The following is an 18478-nucleotide window of genomic DNA, read 5'->3' as shown; positions in this document are numbered from 1 at the left end:
GCCTCGGAAGCCCTCTGCGCCAGTCCGGTCTGTGACATTATTGCCGCTCCGCGATGTTGATCGTCAGATGCAAATGCTGCGACGCAACATGCTCATTGATAGGGCGGGAGATATGACGTGGGTTCGATGAAAATAGGTCAGGCGGATCAATTTTCGATCATAATTTGTGACGGGCAGTCACATAAGCGGATTTCTTCGGGAATTTTTACTAATTCCATCATAAAAAAATGAAAATAGAAAATCTATATCAATTTATTTTCCTGGAAACTGTATTTTGTTTGAAGAGATCGCGCCACATTCAAAAAAGTAACCACACTATCGCCGATATATATAGATATATATTATAGCGTATTCTTTCCGACTAAATCCTCGGGAAGATGTCGCCGTCGCACAGCGGTGATGGGGAATCCCGCCAAGAATCGGCGATGTGAGAGGAGTCCGCCCAGCTTGCGTATTGCCTGCCGTGCGAATATTTTCTATATTCTGCTATACAGACGCGATTGAATTCGCGCCTCCGGTCCAGAAAACAGCCAATGCCTAATACACCGGATGCGCAGCAACCGTTGCTGCTTGGGCGGGAGGTAGTCTTGGACGTGAAATTTGATCGCACGCGGCGCTGGCCCGGCCTGTCCGGCTGACATGTCCTTTGTCCTGTTCCTTCGCGGCTTCATCGGCGCTTTGGTGGTATTCGCCGTCGCCACCTATGCCATCACGCAGTCGCTGTGGACCACCCTGATCAATACCGCCATCTGCGCGGTCGTCATCCAGGTCGGCTATTTCGTGGCGGTTCTGGTGATGATCCGGCGATCGCCCGCCCCCGGCAAGGCCCCAGAACCCGCGCACAAGGAGTCCGCGCGCAAGCAGCCCCCGCCGGCTCCGGCGAAGAAAGACCAGCAGCCCGTGCGTTAATTCGCGCCAGGCAGCAACAGCTTTTTTGACCGTCATCAAATCGCCTTTCGGTTCTGCGACCGGTCCGCCATGCGGGCGGGCCAAGCTGATCGAGAGGGTGCGGATGTCATCAACCGCCACAGTCTGCGTCATCATCGCAGCCAGAAACGCGGACCGGACCGTCGCACAGGCGGTAAGTTCCGCCCTGTGTGACGAGCACGTCGCCGAGGTGGTCGCGGTCGACGACGGATCGAGCGACCGGACGGCCGAGGCGGCTCTCGGCGCGGACGACGGAAGCGGGCGGCTGCGTATCCTGCGGCTCGACGTCAATCGCGGTCCGTCCTTCGCGCGCAACCATGCGATCGCGCATTCCACCGCGCCGCTGATCGCCATTCTCGATGCCGACGATTTCTTCCTTGAAGGCCGGTTCGGCAAGCTTCTTGGCGGCGACGACTGGGACTTCGTCGCCGACAACATCGTCTTCGTCGATTCGCGCGACGCGATTGAAACGGAGTTCGCCGTGCCGGACTTCGCCGCCGAACCGCGCTTCCTCGACTTGCCGGGCTTCGTCGATGGCAACATTTCCCGGCGCGGCGCGTCGCGCGGCGAGATCGGTTTCCTGAAGCCGGTGATGCGGCGCGCATTCCTCGATGCACACCAACTGCGCTACGACGAAGGCTTGCGGCTGGGTGAGGATTACGACCTCTATGCGCGGGCCTTGCTGAAGGGCGCCCGCTACAAGGTAGTGCATGGCTGTGGCTATGGTGCCGTCGTGCGCGCGGATTCGCTGAGCGGCCGCCACCGGACGTCCGACCTGAAGCGCCTGTACGAAGCCGACCGCGCCATCCTTGCCCTGCCGGAGACGGACGATGCCGCCAGCGCGGCGCTGCATCGCCACGAGCACCACATGCGCGCGCGCTACGAGTTGCGCCGCTTCCTCGACATCAAGGCCGAGCAGGGCCTGGCGCGGGCGGCGCTCCACGCGCTCGCCCGCCCCGCAGCACTTCCGGCGATTGTCGGCGGCGTCGCCGCCGACAAGTTCGAGGCGCTCAGGGAAAGGATCGGTCCAGCTGGCACGAAGGCCGCGCCGCGGCGCTACCTCCTGGCCGGGCGCACCGTTCAGAAATAGTCGCGCCGTATGCCGGCGAGCACGTCGCGGAACCGATCCTTGCGCTCAGTCAGCTTGGCATCGGCGCTGAGCTGCGGCTCCGCCTTGCTGGCTTGGCGAAGGGCGATCACCGAGGGCGCCGCCAGCGCATGCTTGAGCGCGTCGCGCAGCGCCGACCGGGGTGGTTCGGCGCGGGTCAGCACCTCGGTTTCGTCCAGGTCCAGCCTGTCGGGCCGGTCGTGATCGACCACCGCCTTGCGCTCGAAATCGACGCCCCAGAAGCGGGCTCCCTTGGTGATCGCCTCGGCCCGCGAGGAGACCGGCACGCGGCGCGGCTGGTAGGTCAGCCCGAGCGATGACGCCCAGTCTTGCCATTTGAAGCCGTTGACGTTGCGAGACGTGGTGACAGCGACAAAGGGCACCCGCAGCGCGTCGGCGAGGATGGCGGCGTGCATGGATTCGGCCACCACGAGCCGCGCGCCCGCAATGGCGCCGATCACCGTCTTCGCGTCGCCGCACGGGTCGACATAGGCAAGGCCGGCCGCCTGGCAGACGGCCGGCCAGATGCCGCCGACGGTCGATTCCCAGTGCGGCACGAAGATGGCGTCGTGGACCTTCGGCACCGCCCGGAACTCGGGCATGTCGGCCACCATCACCGCCGGGTCGACGATGCCGAGCGCTTCGTCCAGCCCGAGCTTGGCCGCCGTGAGCGGCCCGCGCACGCTGCGCACGTCCCATTCCGCCTTGTCGGAAAAGTCGGGCGCCGCGCCATAGCCGAAGCCGCTGCCGACGATCAGCTTCCTTTGTCGCGGCGGCAGCAGCGTCCGGTTGAGCACCGTGCCGACGCCGACCAGCAGCATGTCCGGATGCGCCTCGCGAAAGCCGGGCAGCAGGAAATCCCACAGCCACAGGTTCAGGTCGTCGCCGAAGTTGCCGCGCTCGGATTCCCAGTGGAAAGGCTGCATGGTCCTGTCCTATCTGGCCATCTTGGCGACGGCGAGTTCGACGGCGCTGCGCAGGATTTGCGGGTCGCGCCAGGCCCATTGCGCCAGGAGGCCGAATTGCGGCGTCTTGCGGCCGCGCACCAGCCGGGCCTGACCCCACAGCGCCTGTTGCCGGGCGGTCTGCTTGTAGGAGTGGATCGAGGCGCGGTCCTCGGGCCGATGGACGGAGCGGCTCTCCAGCCGGTCGAGCGCCACCCAGGTATTGAACTGCTGTTGCAGGAACTGCGGCGAATCGCTGGCGACGCCGTGAAAGATGTTGAGACCCTCGCCGCGCACGGCGCCCACGTTCTCGCCGAGCACCACGCGGCGCGCGCCGCGGATGCAGTCATAGAAGAACAGCACGTCCTCCGCCGCCAGCCGCAGTTCCGCCTCGAAGCGGGCGGTGCGGAACAGGCTTTCGCCGATTACCATGCAGGACAGGTGCAGAAAGCTCCAATCCTTGAGCATGACGCCGGCAAGGTCCGGGATCTCGACGAGCGGCGGATCGTCGCAAAGGCGGCTGCCGGCGGTGCTGCCGGCGAGGTCGGCGACGCCGAAATGATAGTAGAATTCCGCGCCGCCCTGGATGGAGGCCCAGTAGCAATCGGCGTCGAACCGGGTGAGCGCCTCCGTTGCCGTTTTGAGGTGACCGGGCGTCCATTCGTCGTCGGAATCCAGGAAGGCGACGCAGGCGCTGTCGGCGGGAACGTGGTCCAGGCCGGTGTTGCGCGCGCCGCCGGGGCCGGCATTGGCCTGCTTGATGACAGCGATGCGTGCCCGCTGTTCGAGCGAAAAGGCCTCGACCTCGGTCTCGACCGGCAGCGGCGAGGAATCATCGACGACGATGATGTCGAAATCCGCATGCGACTGCGCGAACACCGATTTCAGGGCGCGTTGCAGGATGCCGGGTTCGCGCTGGTAGTAGGGGATGATCACGCTGCACTTCATCGTCGTCCTTTCGTCGTTCACGCGCCCGGCGAGGGGCCGCCTTCGACCCCGCCGGTGCGGGCTGGCCCTTCAAGACCAGCAGTTTCGGGCTGAAATTTGTCGCCGCACCGGATCACGGCCTTTACGGCGAAGACGCGGCACGGGGTCCTGTCCTCCGTCGCTTTGCCATCTTTGCAAGTTATGGGGCGCTGGGTGGGAACAAAGGAGACTGTCGAAATGGCCCTGTTCAGCGTGCGCGCAGCGAACCCTTTCCGAACCAGAAATCCGCGGCGCGACCGCGATACGGATGCTGCGCGCGCCGGGCGTTTGCGCGTTTTCCTGGACGATCTGGTGACCGAGATCGAGCATGAGCGCGACGGCCTGCGCGGCCGGTATGAAAGCGTGACAGTGCGCGCGGCCTTCTCGCAGCAGGCGCTGGAGCAGGATGAGGCAGGCCCGGAAATGGCGTCATCCGTCGACCAGCTCACCCAGACCATGATCGACTATACGAGGCGGCTCGACGCGTTGGGGCAACAGGCCGCTTTCGTGAACGGGCTGCGCGAGCGCGCCGCGCTGTTTCCCCAGCAAACGGAAGAGGTCGCCGCCGCCGCCGCCGCCTCGGTCCGGCCGTCCGCTTAACGCCGATCATAAAAAGTGACCGGCAGGCTGACCGCCAAAACGGCCGCGCGTCACATTCTCATCCCCTGACGGCCTTATGTGCAGCGCAACGTTTGCTTGAACGGAGCGCCGCTGGGAGGACGGCGCCGCACTGAAAGGCGGTAGGATGACGATGTATCTGAGGTTTCCCACTCGCGGCTCCACATGGCTGGCTGCGGGCCTTGCGGCGGCGGCGCTTTGCGGCCCTCCCGCCGCCCATGCACAGCCCGCCACGGGCAAGTCCTTCGTCGAGAATTTCGACAGGCTCGACGCCGGGCGCTGGTACGTCTCGGACGGCTGGGCGAATGGCGATCATCAGAACTGCACCTGGTCAAAGGGGCAGGTCGGCGTCGAGGGCGGCACGCTCAGCCTCGGGTTCGCCAGGCAGAAAACCAAGGACCGGGACTACGCCTGCGGCGAAGTGCAGACCAATCAGCGCTTCGGCCACGGCACCTTCGAGGTACGCATGAAGGCGGTTGCGGGTTCCGGCCTCAACACCGGTTTCTTCTCCTATATCGGGCCTGTCCACAAGCAGCCGCATGACGAGATCGATTTCGAGGTGCTCGGCAAGGATCCGGCGACGGTGCAGATCAACCGCTTCGTCGACGGCAAGAGCCTCGGCCCCACCAAACTGGTGGAGGTGGCGTGCGGCGCCGACAAGGATTTCCACGACTATGCCTTCGTCTGGCGCAAGGACAGCATCGCCTGGTATGTCGACGGCAAGCTCGCGGGCGAGGTCACCGATCCCGCCAAGCTGCCTACCCATCCCGCCAAGATCTATCTGAGCCTGTGGGGCAGCGACACGCTGCAATCGTGGATGGGCGCGTTCGCCGATCCCGGCCAGCCGGTCACGGCGCAGGTGGAGCGCGTTGCCTTCACCGCCGAAGGCGACAAGTGCCAGTTCCCCGAATCCATCGTTTGCAAGACGCAATCGCAATAAGAGGGGCTGGCGATGCTGCGCATCCTTTATCTGGTGCACAACCTGTCCGATCCGGCCGTGCACCGGCGCGTGACGATGCTGGAAGCGGGCGGCGCCACGGTGACGCTGGCCGGCTTTCGCCGTGACACTGTGCCGGAGAGAATGGAAGGGGCAGCGCCCATCGAACTCGGCCGCACGCAGGACGGCAGGTTCACGCAGCGGCTGGCCTCGGTAGCGGCGGCGGCCATGGCGCTGGCGGGCAAGCTCAGGCATGTCGCCCGGCCCGACGTCATCATAGGGCGCAACCTGGAAATGCTGGCGCTTGCCAACCGGGCGCGGGCGGTTTTCGGTGCCGAAATTCCGCTCGTCTACGAATGCCTGGACATTCACCGCCTGCTGCTCGACCCCGGCCCCGTGGGCAAGGCGATGCGTGGGGCCGAGCGGCTGTTCGGCCGCGACGCGGCGCTTCTGATCACCAGTTCGCCGGCCTTTCTGCGCGATTATTTCGTCCGTTTCGGCCAGTCGGCCGCGCCGACCGCGCTGCTGCCGAACAAGGTACTGGAACTGGACATACCGCAGCCGCTCGGCCCGAGGGCCGCGCCTCCGGATGATGGCCAGCCGTGGCGGATCGGCTGGTTCGGCGCGCTGCGCTGCGCCAGGTCGCTCGATCTCCTGGCCGCCTTCACGCGGCGGGCGGGCGGCCGTTTTGAGGTCGTGCTGCGTGGCCGCCCCGCCTATCGCGAATTCACCGATTTCGACCGCTTCGTGGCGGCCGAGCCGCATATGTGTTTCGCCGGTCCCTACCGCAATCCGGACGATCTCGCCGCCATCTACGGCGCGGTGCATTTCTGCTGGGCGATCGACTTCTTCGAAGAAGGGCTGAACGCCGCGTGGCTGCTGCCCAACCGTCTCTACGAAGGCTGCCGCCATGGCGTCGTTCCGATTGCGATGAAAGGCACGGAGACGGCGCGCTTCCTTGCGCAACGCAAGCTTGGGCTGCTGCTTGACGATGCTTCCACGGACGGGCTCGAAGCCGCGCTGTCCGCCATTGGCCGACAAGGATATGACGCGCTGCGGCAGCGGGTCGTGGCGCATGACAGCCGCGACTGGGTCGCCGGCATCGGCGACTGCCGCGCGCTGGTCGAGCGCCTGAAAGCCGTGGCGGCGTCGAGGGCGGGCAGCGATGTCCTGCTGGAGGACGCGGCATGACCCGGCAAGCGCACCTTGACGGCGAGCCATCGAAAGCCGCGCCGGGCCGCCGCTGCATGGTGGTGATCCCGTGCCTGAACGAGGCCGGCCATATCGGCGATTTGCTCGCGCGCCTGATCGGCCCGGCGGAGCGGCTGGACATGGTCATCGTCGTCGCGGACGGCGGCAGCAAGGACGGCACCCGGCGCATCGTCGAGCAAATCGCGGCGGCCGAACCGCGCGTCATTCTGCTTCACAATCCCCGCGGGCTGCAGGCCGCCGCCGTCAATCTTGCCGTTGCCGCATATGGAGATGCGTTCGCACGCTTCATCCGCATCGACGCGCATGGCGGCTACCCGCACGACTATTGCGCCCGGCTGATCGAGGAAGCCGACGCCACCGGCGCCGATTCGGTGGTCGTCTCCATGGTCACGCAAGGCCTCACCATCTTCCAGCGGGCGACCGCTTCGGCGCAGAACTCGAAGCTCGGCAATGGCGGCTCGCCGCACCGCGAGGGCGCCACGGGCCACTGGACCGATCATGGCCATCATGCGCTGATGAGCGTGGCGGCGTTCCGCGCGGTCGGCGGCTACGACGAAGCCTTCAGCCACAACGAGGATGCCGAACTCGACTTCCGGCTGCGCGCGGCCGGCTATCGCATCTGGATGACCGACAGGACGGTCATGACCTACTATCCGCGCGCTTCCGTCGGCAGCCTGTTTCGGCAGTATCTCGGCTACGGCCGCGGCCGCGCCAGGAACATCCTCAAGCATCGCGCCATTCCGAAGGTGAGGCAGATGGTGCCGCTGATGGTGCTGCCGGTCGTGGCGGGCGCTCTGCTCGCCTTCATCAGCCTTTCGGCCCTGATCCCGGCCGGGCTGTGGGTGGCGGTGTGCATGGGCTACGGCGTCTGGCTGGCGCTGGCCGAGCGCAATCCCTACGGCCCGCTCGCCGGCTTCTCGGCAATGGTCATGCATCTGGCCTGGTCGGCCGGCTTCTGGATGCAACTTGCCCTGTCCTGGAAACGGAAGGCGGCAGCGTCATGAACAATCGCGTGCGCATCGATATCGGCATCTGCACGTTCCGCCGGCCACGACTGGAGCAGACGCTACGTTCGCTCGCCGGCCTGCACGTTCCCGCCGGGGCGGTGCTGCGGATCGTCGTGGCCGACAACGACGCCGTGCCGAGCGCACGCGCTCTGGTCTATGTCATGGCCGCCAGCCTGCCTTTTGAAATCCGCTACGTCCATTGCCCGGCGTCCAACATCTCGCTTGCCCGCAACGCCTGCCTGGAAGCGGCCAACGGCGATTTCCTGATCTTCATGGACGACGACCAGGAGGTGGTGTCGAGCGACTGGCTGACCGAGCTTTTGTCGGTGACCAACGCCTCGGGCGCCGACGTTGTTTTGGGGCCGGTGCTCGCAATCTATGGCGAGGGCGCGCCGCGCTGGATGCGCGAAGGCGATTTCCATTCGACCCGTCCCGTCCGGGTCGAGGGCGAGATCCGCACCGGCTACTCGGGCAACACGCTGCTGCGCCTGTCTTCCCCCGTCGTCGCGGGGCGGCGCTTCAGCCTGCTGCTGGGCCGCAGCGGCGGTGAAGACACGGACTATTTTACGCGGCTCCATCGGGCCGGCGGGCGCATCGCCTATGCGCCTGGTGCGGTGGCGCGCGAGCCGGTGCCGGCTTCGCGCGCCAGCTTCGCCTGGCTGGCGAAGCGCCGTTTCCGCAGTGGCCAGACGCATGGCCGGCTGGCCGGCGAGGGGCTGTCGCGGACGGCTCGCGCGCGCCAGGTCGTGCTTGCCGTGGTCAAGGCCGGCTACTGCCTCGGCGCGGCGGCGGCTACCGCTCCTTTCGCTCCCCGCCGCAACCACCATGCCTTGCGCGGCGTTTTCCATGCCGGCGCGGTCGTCGGTCTGCTGGGCGGCCGTGAAATCCAGCAATATGGCGAAGGTGCTCCGCTGGAAGGCCCGATCGATGCCCGGATGGAAAGCAAGCGCCATGCAGCCTGACGTCACCTTCCTCATTGCCGCCTTCAACGCCGAAGGCTCTATTCGTCGCGCCATCGAAAGCGCGCTGGCGCAGCGCGGCGTCTCGGTGGAGGTCGTCGTCGTCGACGATTGCTCGAGCGACCGCACGGTTGAGGTCGCCACCCGTTTTCCGCGCGACCTCGTGCGCGTGGTCGAACTGGACCAGAACTGCGGACCGGGCGGCGCCCGCAACGCCGGGCTGGATGTCGCGAGCGGCCGCTGGGTGGCGGTGCTCGATTCCGACGACACTATCCATCCCGACCGGCTGGCGCGCATGCTGCGGCGGGCGGAGGCAGCCGGCGCCGAGATCGCCGTCGACAATCTCGAAATCGTGCGTGACGACATGAGCACCGGCGAGCCAATGTTCGCGCCGGACCATCTTCAGGCGCTCGCCGGTCTATCGTTGGCGGACCTGATCGGCACCAGCCTTCTGTTTGAAAGCGCGTTCTCCTACGGCTACATGAAGCCGGTATTCGAGCGGCGTTTCCTGCGCGATGCCGGCCTGCGCTACGACGAGACGCTGCGCATCGGCGAAGACTACATCTTCCTTGCCTCGGCGCTGGCGCGTGGCGGGCGCTGCGCGGTCGAGCCGAGCGCCGGCTACCGCTACCATGTCCGCGCCGGCTCGGTCTCGCGCGTGCTCGACCTGCACCATGTCGAAGCGATGCTTCAAGCCGACGCGGCGTTCCTGCGCCGATACGACCTCGATGCGCCGGCGCTGGCGGCACAGGCGCGCCGTACCCGAAGCCTCTGTCGGGGCGCTTCCTTCCTCTCGCTGGTCCGGCACCTCAAGCAGCGCGCGCCGCTGAAGGCGGCGGGCGTCGCGCTCCGGGATCCGGCGGCGCTGCGCCATCTCAGGATGCCGATCGCGGCCAGGCTGCGGCGGCTGTCGGCGTTATCCAAGGCGGCTCAGGCCGGCTGAACCATTCGAGTTTGGCGGGGGCGCCAACCAAGCAGGGATGCAATGAAAAAAGTCAGAAAAGCAGTGATACCTGTCGCCGGTCTCGGAACGCGCTTCCTGCCCGCCACCAAGGCGATGCCGAAGGAAATGCTGACCATCGTCGACCGTCCCGTCGTGCAATATGCCGTCGACGAGGCGCTGGAGGCGGGCATCGAGCACATCGTCTTCGTCACCGGCCGCAACAAGCACATCATCGAGGACTATTTCGATATCCAGCCGGAACTGCTCGACACGCTCACCCGCTCGGGCAAGACGGATCAACTGGCTTGCCTCGACCGCATGCAGCCGCAGGCGGGCGCCATCTCGTTTACCCGCCAGCAGGCGCCGCACGGCCTCGGCCACGCCGTCTGGTGCGCCCGCGACGTGATCGGCGACGAGCCGTTCGCGCTGCTTCTGCCGGATATGGTGTCCTTCGGCGAGCGCGGCTGCCTTTCGGGCGTCATGGACCTTTACGGGCGCACCGGCGGCAATGTCGTGGCCGTCGAACAGTGCGATCCCCTCGATACCGGCCGCTACGGCATCGTCGGCAAAGGGCCGGTCGTCGGCAAAGGGTTCGCTATTACCAGCATGGTCGAAAAGCCGGAACCGGCAGCGGCACCCTCCAATTTCTACATCAACGGCCGCTACGTGCTGCAGCCGGAGATCTTCGGGCTCCTCGGCAATCAGGAGCGCGGTGCCGGCGGCGAGATCCAGCTGACGGACGCGATGCTGCGGCTGTCGCAGCAGCAGGACTTCTTCGCCAGTCCTTTCGACGGCCGCATGTTCGACTGCGGCTCGAAGGAAGGGTTCATCCAGGCCAACGTCGCCTTCGCGCTGGCCCGTGCCGACATCAGGGATTTGGTGCTGGAACCGATCGAGACGATCATCGCAGGGCAAACGCGCCGCAACGAAGCGGCCTGATCGAAGCGGAACGTCGCCATGGCCATGGCCCAGGGTTGGACCCTCGCGGCCGTGGCTGTCATTTTCGACGGACGAGCAAATCGGCAAAGTCATGAACCATGGACGTTTTTTCTTGAGCAAGCCAGTACCCATGCCTTCGGATGAAATGGATGGCTTCATCGACCTCGACAGGCTGCTGGCCGCGGCAAGGCGGCAGATGGGGGTGGCGGGCCTGTTTGCCGTGGCGGGCCTGGCGCTGGGGATCGTCTATCTCCTGTTCACGCCGTCGGTCTATACCGCCTCGACCGACATCCTGCTCGACGACAGCCTGACGAAATTCGCCGAGGACAAGCCGACGCCGGCGCCAGTGTCGCAGGCGGAATCGATGGTGCTGAGCGAAGTCGAGATCCTGAAATCCGCACGGCTGGCGCGGGTCGTGGTGGAGGCGCAACATCTCCAGGACAACGAGGCCTTCCTCAACCCGCCGGTTTCTCCCCTTGCCTGGGCCAAGTCGACGGTCAAAAGCGTGCTGCGCGTCTTCTCCAGCCGGCCGGTTTCCGCCGGCTCGGTCGAGAACGCCAGGATCGGCAAGGCGATGGCGCTGTTGCAGCAGAACCTCGCCGCCGAGCGGGTCGGCCGCAGCTACGTCATCTCGGTGTCCTTCTCGAACAACGATCCGAAGCTGGCGGGAGCGATTACGCGAGCCTATGCCGATGCCTATCTGTCGGACCATCTCGACGCCAATTTCGACGCCACCCAGCGCGCCACCGTGTGGCTGCAGGGGCGGCTGGACGATTTGCGCCAGCGCTCGCAGGATGCCGCGCAGGAGGTCGAGACCTATCGCGCGGCGAACGGGCTGACGGCGGCGCGCGGCGAACTGGTATCGGACCAGCAGCTTTCCGACCTCAACAGCCAGCTCATCCTGGCGCAGGCCGACACCGCCAACGCGCTGGCGCGCTACACCCAGTTCAAGTCGATCGTCGACAGCGGACCGGAGAACGCCGTCAAGAACGCCACGGTGCCGATCGAGAAGGGCAGCAGCGGCACCAATACGGCGTTGCTGACAGACCTTAGAACCCGCTATCTCGGCATGGCCAAGCGCGAGCAGGATATCTCCACCCGCTTCGGTGAAGACCATCCGCAGGCGGTGGCGTTGCGCCGCGAGGAGGCCGACGTTACCCAGCAGATATACGGTGAGTTAAAGCGGCTTACCGAAAGTTATCGCAACGAATATGAGGTAGCGAAGTCGCGCGAGGCATCGCTGCGCACCAATGTCGGCGAATTGTCCGCCCAGAGTTCAAAGTCGGGCCATTCGGGTGTGGAATTGCGCGCTCTGGAGCAGAAGGCGCAGGCGCTCGCCACGCTCTATCAGTCGTTCCTGGGACGGTATGCGGAAGCTTCGCAGCAGCGCTCGTTTCCCATCGCCGAGGCGCGCGTGATCTCGCAGGCGGGCGATCCGACCACCGCGTCCAGCCCGCGCAAGTCGATGGCGCTCGGCCTGTCCCTGGTGCTCGGCCTGTTCGCAGGTGCTGGCGCCGGCGCGCTGCGCGAATTCCGCGAGCGCTTCTTCCGCACCGCCGAAGACGTGCAGAACGCGCTCGACGTCAAGTTCCTCGGCTACCTGCCGATCGTCGGTCCGTCCTTCCGGGCCAAGGCGAACGGCGCCGGCGCGACGGACCGGACGCAGGCGCCTCGGGAAACCACCATCCCGCGCATCCTGCGCGTCGCCATCAATGCGCCGGCCTCTTCCTTCGCCGAAACGTTGCGCAACGTGAAACTGGCCAGCGACGTGGTCTTGCAGCGCAGCCCTTGCAAGGTCATCGGCTTCGTCTCCGTGCTGCCGCACGAAGGCAAGACCACCGTGGCCGCCAATTTCGCTGGCCTGCTGGCGGCGAACGGCGCCAGAACGCTGTTGATCGACGCCGATCTCAGGAATCCCGGCCTGAGCCGGAGCCTGCCGCTGGTTCCGGAGAAGGGGCTGATCGAGGCGGTCGTTGGCGGCGAGCAACGTTGGCAAAACACGCTTCTGGTCGACAGGAAGACCAAGCTCGCCATCCTGCCGACGGTGATCCGCGGGCGGTTTCCGCACAGTGGCGAACTCATCTCGGGGCCCGGCATGCGCGAACTGATCGAGTCGGCGCGGCAATCCTTCGACTATATCGTCGTCGACCTGCCGCCGCTGGGGCCGGTCGTCGACGCCAAGGCGTTCGCGCCGCTGGCCGACGGGTTCGTGCTGGTGGCCGAGTGGGGCTCCACGCCGCGCGCGCTGGTACGCTCGGCCTTGCAGGCCGAACCGCGGATCGCCGCCAAGGTGCTCGGCCTCGTCCTCAACAAGACCGACGTCAAGCAACTGCCGCGCTACGGTCTGTTCGGCAGCGCCGAACAATATCTGGATCGCTATTCCTCCTATTATGTCGAGCCGACCCAGACGACCGGCCAGCGAGCCAGCAGGAAGGAGCCGGCATGATGGCGCGGTCAGTTCGTCAGGTAGCGGCCCTTGTTTTGCCAGATGCGCAGCGCCGTCAGCCGCCCGCTGAAGAAGGCGCCGGTGTCGATGTCGACCCGCATGCCTTCGCGCCTCGCTTCATCGACCGGCGTGTGGCCATGCACGACGTAGCGCGAAAGCAGGTGCGCGGCCTTGTAGAAATCTTCGCGGATGAACACCAGGTCCCGGTCGGACTGCCGTTCGAGCGGCAGGTCCGGGCGAATGCCGGCATGCACGAACAGGAAGCCGGGCGTTTCGACCATGATCGGCAGGGAGCGCAGGAAGGCGAGGTGCGCGGCGGGGATCGCTGCCCGGATGACGTCGTCGATGCGGCGGTCGGCGCGGTAGATGTCGCGCAGGTGTTCGGGGTCGATGCCGTAGGAGAGCAGCGTCTGCCGCCCGCCCATGCCCAGCCATCCGGCACGGCCGATACGCCCTTCCAGATAGTCGAGCATGACCATCTCGTGGTTGCCGGTGAGGCAGATGCGCTCGAAGCCGGGCGGCGGCGGCGCCAGCAGATGGTCGAGCACCTGGGCGGAAGCAGGGCCGCGATCGACATAGTCGCCGACCATGACGATGAGTTTTGCGCCGGGCAGTTCCTCGGCGTCGCGCACGATGACGCGCTCGAGCGCCAGCAGTTCGTCGAGACAGCCATGGACGTCGCCGATCGCGTAGACGGCGGTGTCCTTGATGTCGAGGCGCAGGCGCGGGCGCTTTTCCCCGGTGCCTCGCCGGGCCATGCCCAACAGATCGGTCCACGCCTTCAATTGCAGGCCCTTTTTGTCATCGCCATGGTCGAGCGGCCTGCTGTGCGAGGCGGGCTGGAATGAAACCGACCGAGGAGACGACCGTGTCCATCCGCAGCTTCTTCGAGGTGCCGGCCGCGTCGCTGGACCCGGTCCGCAAGACGATGTCCGAGCGTATAAGGATCGCGCGCGGCCTTTGCATCTTCTTCATGACCTTCGTCCATATACCGCCCGGCATCGCGGACAACGTCTATGATCGCGACGCCGGCTTCTTCGATCTCGTTTACTTCGCCCTTTCGCGCATGGTGGGGCTGAGTTCCGTTTCGCTGCTCAGCGTCGTCTCCGGCTATTTCATCGTCTCGAGCCTTGCCAAGATCGGGACAGGCTCCCTTTTCCTGTCGAAATTGAAGACGCTGGTGGTGCCGCTGGCGGCCTGGAATCTCCTCATGCTGGCCTTGCTTACGGTTTATGGGCTGTTGCGCGGCAAGTGGCAGGACATGCCGGGCTTCACCGTGCCGGGCATGGCCGACGCGCTGTTTGCGCTCACCCAATGGCCGCTTGACGTGCCTTTGTGGTTTCTTCGCGACCTTTTTGTCTGCTGCCTGTTTTCCCCGCTCCTCTATGTCGCGCTGAAACGGGTTCCCATCGCTACGATCCTGCTGCTGTTCGCCTATACGCTGTTCGGCGAGGACCTTTATGTGCTGCAACGGCCGCAACTCATGCTGTTCTTCGCGCTCGGCATGTGGCTGCGCATTTCCCGCACGGCCGAGTCCTCCGTCGACGCCATGGCGCGTCGGCTCGTCCCCGGCCTGATCGTTATGGTTGGCCTGTACCTGGCGCTCAGGCTGGCGAACGTGCTGTTCGGGGAAATGGACGACACGCTCCGGCTGACGCTGGACACCCTGCTGCGCATCACCATGGCGGCGGGGTTCTGGCTGCTGACCGGCCTGATCCGCCGCTCGCGCCTGGCCGCCGGGTTTGTCTGGTTCGAGTCTTACGCCTTCTTCCTGTTTTGCAGCCACGCGATCCTGTTTCACTTCGCCGCCATCGTCTTCCGCCGCTTCTTCGGCGATTACGGCAGCGACCTGTTTGCGGTCACTTTCTTCGTGCTGCCCTGCCTCGCCGTGATCTGTGCCGTGATCGGGTTGCAGGTCATCAGCCGGTCGAGGACGCTGCTTTTCCTGTTCAACGCCGGCCACGGCATCGAGCCCTTGCGCAAGCCCGCCGGGCGCGATGCGCAAGCCGCCCGGACACGGGTGGGCTAGGCCATGGCGAGCGTCACCACACGGCTGATCAAGGGAAGCCTGTGGCTCACCCTTGCGCGCGCCATCGTCAACGCGCTGGCGGCACTCAGCACCTTCGTGCTGGCGTGGAACCTGACGCCGTCCGACTTCGGCGTGGTGGCGCTGGGCATGACCATCCTTGTGATCGTTTCCACCGTGACGGAACTTTCATTGGCGGAGGCGCTCATCCGCCACGAGGCGCCCACGGAATCGCATTTCAGCGCCGCCTGGACGCTCAACGCCACGCGGGGATTGCTGCTTGCCCTGTTGTTCGCCGCAGTCGCCTGGCCTGTCGCGCGCCTGTTCGACGAACCAAGGCTAGTCGGCATCATGCTGGCGCTCGGCCTTGGCGTGCTGATGAGCGGGCTTACCAATCCGCGCCGCATCATGCTCCAGCGCGACCTGGTCTTCTGGCAGGAATTCGTGCTCGCCGTGTCGCAGAAGCTCACCGGCTTCATCGCCGCCGTTGCGATTGCCGTCATCTATCACAGCTACTGGGCGCTGGTGATCGGCACGTTGGTCTCGCAGGCCACCAACGTCGTCGTTTCCTACCTCGTGCTGCCGTTCCGGCCGAGGATCACCTTCCGCCACATGCGGGAGTTCTTCTCGTTCTCCGCCTGGCTGACGGCCGGCCAGATCGTCAACACGCTGAACTGGCGCTTCGACTATCTGCTGGTCGGCAAGATGCTCGGTGGCACGGCCTTGGGCTATTATTCGGTCGGCTCCAATCTCGCCATGATGCCGACGCGCGAGGCGACAATGCCGCTCACGCAGACGATCTATCCCGGCTTCGCCAGCATCCAGCATGATCCCGCGCGGCTTGCCGCGGCCTACCAGCGGGCGCAGGCGCTGCTCACCGCCGTGGCGCTGCCGGCCGGCATCGGCGTGGCCGTCATCGCCGATCCGCTGGTGCGCCTGGCGCTCGGCGAGAAATGGGCGCCGATCATCTTCATCATTCAGGCGCTGGCCTCGGTGTTCGCGCTGCAGACCTTGGGTTCGCTGGTGCAGCCGCTCGGCATGGCCAAGGGCGAAACGCGGCTCCTGTTCATGCGCGACACGCAGATGCTGCTTGTCCGCGTGCCGATCATGATCGCCGGCCTGATGCTTGCCGGCCTTCCGGGCGTCGTCATCGGCCGGGTGTTCACGGGGCTGTGCAGCGCCGTCGTCAATATGGTGCTGGTGCGGCGTCTCATCGGCGTCACGGTGCGCAAGCAGCTCGCGGCCAACCTGCGCGCGCTGGCGAGCGCTGCCGTGATGGCCGCCGGTGTCGCTGTCGCCTCCACTTATCTCGCCCACACCGCCCACACCGCCGACAAGCCGATGCTGGCGCTGCAACTGGCGACGCTGGTGGCGCTCGGCGGCTTCCTCTACTGCGCCGCGTCCTTTCTTCTTTGGGAAGCGATGGGACGACCGCAAGGGCCGGAGACGGACGTCCAGACCATACTTGGAAAAATGCTCGCAAAGCTGCGGCCGGCCTGAGGATCGCTCGAACAATGGAGAGAAAAATGGCATTGGAATCCCGCTTGGCGCTGATCGCAAGATTGCAGGCCACTATCCACGGCTGCCTGAAAACCCATATTTCGTCGGACGAGCCGGTGGCCATCCTCGACTTTCCGGACATCCGCAATTGCGGCGATTCCGCCATCTGGCTGGGCGAGATGGCCTACCTCAAGGCCCACTACGGCAAGCGGCCGGCCTATGTGTCGCGCATGGACGACTTTTCCGCCGAAGACCTCGAACGGGCGATGCCGGCGGGGCCGATCTTCATTCATGGCGGCGGCAATTTCGGCGATATCTGGGGCGCGCACCAGGATTTTCGCGAGCGCGTGCTGGAACGGTTCCCGGATCGCGCCGTCATCCAGTTTCCGCAATCGATCCATTACCAATCCGCTCGGCGGATCGAGGAAAGTGCGCGCGCCATCGGACGGCATCGCAATTTCACGCTTCTGGTGCGCGACGAGGAATCGAAAGCTTTCGCCGAAAAACATTTCGACTGCGCGGTCGATCTCTGCCCCGACATGGCGTTCGCGATCGGACCGGTCGCGCCCACGCCTGCCGAATTCCCGGTGCTGGCGATGTTGCGGGCGGATCGCGAGAAGGCGGGTGATGCCGATCTGTCGGCCTGGCCCGACCTGCCGGTCGAAGACTGGATCTCCGAATCGGCTGCCAGCGTGCGTGCTGCCAAGGCACTCGGTGCGGCATCTGCGCTGCTTGCGCTAAAACCGGCGGAACGGCGGCTGGCCAAGCTCGACGCGGCCGCGCATAACCGCTTCCGACGCGGCATCCGCCAGATCTCACGCGGACAGGCCATCGTCACCGACCGCCTGCATGTCCATATCTGCTCGCTGCTCATCGGCCGGCCGCACGCCGTGCTCGACAACAGCTACGGCAAGGTGCGGCGCTTCATGGCCGCGTTCTCCGGCGGAACCGACCTGTCCCATATGGCCGCGTCGCTCGACGACGGCATTTCCTGGGCGCGTCAGCGGGCCGATGTGAAGGCGGCGGCATGATGACGGAGGATCGGATGAGCCTGCTGACCTTCATCATTCCCGTCCGCCATCAGGACAATGCGCGCGACTGGGGCCTGCTCAAGGCGAACCTCGCCCAGACCGTCGCCTCGATCTCGGGCCAGACGCACGACGACTGGCGCGGCATCATCGTGGCGAACGAGGGCGCCGACCTGCCGGACCTGCCTGCGCGTTTCGGCGTCGTGCGCGTCACCTTTCCGCCCAACGACCTGCATGAGATAGACAGGGCCGACGTCGAGGCCGTGTATGAGGCTTTCCGTGCCGACAAGGGCCGCCGCGTGCTCGCCGGCATGCTCGCCGCCCGCGACAGCCGTTTCTTCATGATCGTCGACGACGACGATTTCGTCAGCGCCCGCATCGCCGGTCATGTGGCGCAAAACCCCGATGCCAACGGCTGGACCATCGAGCGCGGCTATATCTGGGACGACGGCGGCAGGCTGCTGCTGGGCTATGACGGGTTCAACCATCTGTGCGGCACTTCGCTGATCGTGCGTCGCGACCTCTACGGCCTGCCGATGCGGTTCGAGGACGCCTCGCTCGACTGGATCAAGTCGATGCTCGGCAGCCATGTCCGCATCGCCGACATTCTTGCCGGGCGCGGCGCGCCGCTTCGCCCGCTGCCGTTTCGCGGCGCTGTCTATCGCGTCGCCCATCGCGGTTCGCATAGCAAGGCGCCCAGCCTCGTGAAAAAGTATTTTCTCAGCCGCGAGGCGCTGCGGCGGCCACGGCGCCTGCTGCGCCATCTGGCTCGCCTGCGGCTGGTCGGCGACGATGCCCGACGTGAGTTCTTCGGCACGCCGGCGAGGAGCCCGGTGCACTCGATCCGCGCAAAGCCCTGAACCGGCGTGCCGACGCGGGTGAGAAAAACGCTCCTGACAAAACCGGGTTGACCGCCAA

General features: G+C 65.7%; 17 protein-coding genes. 14 read left to right on the top strand and 3 right to left on the bottom strand.

Features of this window, described 5'->3' with window-relative positions; all coding sequences use genetic code 11:
* The first annotated feature begins 639 nt into the window (after positions 1–639).
* Both ACX3P1_RS12565 and ACX3P1_RS12560 read left to right on the top strand, forming a co-directional pair.
* A complete protein-coding gene (locus ACX3P1_RS12565) occupies positions 640–909 on the top strand; it encodes an exopolysaccharide production repressor protein (RefSeq protein ID WP_459080018.1) in 270 nt (89 codons plus the stop codon).
* A 103-nt stretch (positions 910–1012) separates the two neighbouring features.
* Positions 1013–2017, top strand: coding sequence for a glycosyltransferase family 2 protein (locus ACX3P1_RS12560; protein ID WP_459079908.1), 1005 nt, complete (start codon positions 1013–1015; stop codon positions 2015–2017).
* On the opposite strand, the gene ACX3P1_RS12555 is transcribed toward ACX3P1_RS12560, so the two are convergent.
* The gene (locus tag ACX3P1_RS12555) at positions 2008–2961 is read right to left on the bottom strand and encodes a polysaccharide pyruvyl transferase family protein (protein ID WP_459079907.1); all 954 of its coding nucleotides are present in this window, start codon (positions 2959–2961) and stop codon (positions 2008–2010) included. The genes ACX3P1_RS12560 and ACX3P1_RS12555 overlap by 10 nt on opposite strands.
* Positions 2962–2970: 9 nt before the next feature.
* On the bottom strand, positions 2971–3927 hold the full coding sequence (locus ACX3P1_RS12550) for a glycosyltransferase family 2 protein (RefSeq protein WP_459079906.1): 957 nt from the start codon (positions 3925–3927) through the stop codon (positions 2971–2973).
* Positions 3928–4143: 216 nt separating this feature from the next.
* On the opposite strand from ACX3P1_RS12550, the gene ACX3P1_RS12545 reads away from it, so the two are divergent.
* From ACX3P1_RS12545 to ACX3P1_RS12510, 8 genes are all read left to right on the top strand, one after another.
* Positions 4144–4545 carry a hypothetical protein gene (locus ACX3P1_RS12545; protein WP_459079905.1) on the top strand — a complete coding sequence of 134 codons (402 nt, stop codon included), beginning with the start codon at positions 4144–4146 and terminating at the stop codon, positions 4543–4545.
* Between the two features lie 145 nt (positions 4546–4690).
* Entirely contained in the window at positions 4691–5503 is an 813-nt protein-coding gene (gene exoK / locus ACX3P1_RS12540; protein WP_459079904.1) for an endo-1,3-1,4-beta-glycanase ExoK, read from the top strand.
* 12 nt (positions 5504–5515) lie between these two features.
* Complete coding sequence (locus ACX3P1_RS12535) at positions 5516–6691, top strand: glycosyltransferase (protein WP_459079903.1); 1176 nt, start codon at positions 5516–5518, stop codon at positions 6689–6691.
* A complete protein-coding gene (locus tag ACX3P1_RS12530; protein WP_459079902.1) occupies positions 6688–7716 on the top strand; it encodes a glycosyltransferase family 2 protein in 1029 nt (342 codons plus the stop codon). The genes ACX3P1_RS12535 and ACX3P1_RS12530 overlap by 4 nt, the downstream gene beginning before the upstream one ends.
* Entirely contained in the window at positions 7713–8681 is a 969-nt protein-coding gene (locus tag ACX3P1_RS12525; RefSeq protein ID WP_459079901.1) for a glycosyltransferase family 2 protein, read from the top strand. The genes ACX3P1_RS12530 and ACX3P1_RS12525 overlap by 4 nt, the downstream gene beginning before the upstream one ends.
* A complete protein-coding gene (locus tag ACX3P1_RS12520; protein ID WP_459079900.1) occupies positions 8671–9621 on the top strand; it encodes a glycosyltransferase family 2 protein in 951 nt (316 codons plus the stop codon). Before ACX3P1_RS12525 ends, ACX3P1_RS12520 begins: the two co-directional genes overlap by 11 nt.
* Before the next feature lie 42 nt (positions 9622–9663).
* On the top strand, positions 9664–10560 hold the full coding sequence (locus ACX3P1_RS12515; protein ID WP_459079899.1) for a UTP--glucose-1-phosphate uridylyltransferase: 897 nt from the start codon (positions 9664–9666) through the stop codon (positions 10558–10560).
* A 130-nt stretch (positions 10561–10690) separates the two neighbouring features.
* Positions 10691–13006, top strand: a complete 2316-nt coding sequence (locus ACX3P1_RS12510; protein WP_459080017.1) for a Wzz/FepE/Etk N-terminal domain-containing protein — start codon at positions 10691–10693, stop codon at positions 13004–13006.
* A gap of 8 nt (positions 13007–13014) precedes the next feature.
* Here the strand turns inward: ACX3P1_RS12510 and ACX3P1_RS12505 are convergent, their stop codons facing one another.
* Positions 13015–13764, bottom strand: coding sequence for a metallophosphoesterase (locus ACX3P1_RS12505; protein ID WP_459080016.1), 750 nt, complete (start codon positions 13762–13764; stop codon positions 13015–13017).
* Between the two features lie 86 nt (positions 13765–13850).
* Between ACX3P1_RS12505 and ACX3P1_RS12500 the strand changes: the two genes are divergently transcribed.
* The 4 genes from ACX3P1_RS12500 to ACX3P1_RS12485 are packed head-to-tail and all read left to right on the top strand — an operon-like array spanning position 13851 to position 18420.
* Complete coding sequence (locus ACX3P1_RS12500) at positions 13851–15035, top strand: acyltransferase family protein (RefSeq protein WP_459079898.1); 1185 nt, start codon at positions 13851–13853, stop codon at positions 15033–15035.
* Between the two features lie 3 nt (positions 15036–15038).
* The gene (locus tag ACX3P1_RS12495) at positions 15039–16532 is read left to right on the top strand and encodes a lipopolysaccharide biosynthesis protein (RefSeq protein WP_459079897.1); all 1494 of its coding nucleotides are present in this window, start codon (positions 15039–15041) and stop codon (positions 16530–16532) included.
* A gap of 26 nt (positions 16533–16558) precedes the next feature.
* Positions 16559–17563 (top strand): polysaccharide pyruvyl transferase family protein, encoded by a 1005-nt coding sequence (locus ACX3P1_RS12490; RefSeq protein WP_459079896.1) that lies wholly within the window; start codon positions 16559–16561, stop codon positions 17561–17563.
* A 14-nt stretch (positions 17564–17577) separates the two neighbouring features.
* Positions 17578–18420: a galactosyl transferase gene (locus tag ACX3P1_RS12485; RefSeq protein ID WP_459079895.1), complete on the top strand. Its 843-nt coding sequence runs from the start codon at positions 17578–17580 to the stop codon at positions 18418–18420.
* Positions 18421–18478 lie beyond the last annotated feature (58 nt).

Source organism: Mesorhizobium sp. A623 (genome assembly GCF_054489405.1).
The sequence above is the reverse complement of the archived record's forward strand: the minus strand, read 5'-3'. Positions and strand labels throughout refer to the sequence as shown.